The organism is Streptomyces sp. GbtcB7 (assembly GCF_019091445.1).
Lineage (GTDB): Bacteria > Actinomycetota > Actinomycetes > Streptomycetales > Streptomycetaceae > Streptomyces > Streptomyces mirabilis.
Window position 1 is genome coordinate 1 of the sequence record NZ_JAGXJM010000560.1, and the last position, 240, is coordinate 240.

General features: G+C 73.8%; 1 protein-coding gene. It reads left to right on the forward strand.

Annotated features, from left to right (window positions below):
• Nucleotides 1–41: 41 nt before the first annotated feature.
• Nucleotides 42–240 (forward strand): HAD family hydrolase (locus KVT44_RS56815; protein WP_217577143.1); only part of this gene is annotated, 199 nt, incomplete at its 3' end.

Sequence of the window (240 nt, forward strand, 5' to 3'; positions counted from 1 at the left end):
ACGCCGGGCCGACGAGTCGCTCGATCCGTATTCTCCGGATCATGGCCGCTCCGACTGCATATTCCCTTATCGCCACTGACCTGGACGGAACGCTGCTCCGCGGCGCCGACACCCTCTCCGACCGGTCCCGGGCCGCGTTGGAGAGGGGGGCGGAGGCGGGCGCCCGACACCTGGGCGTGACGGGGCGCCCGGCGCCGGGAGAACGCCCGTTGCTCGCCGAACTCGGCGGGGCGGGGGTGG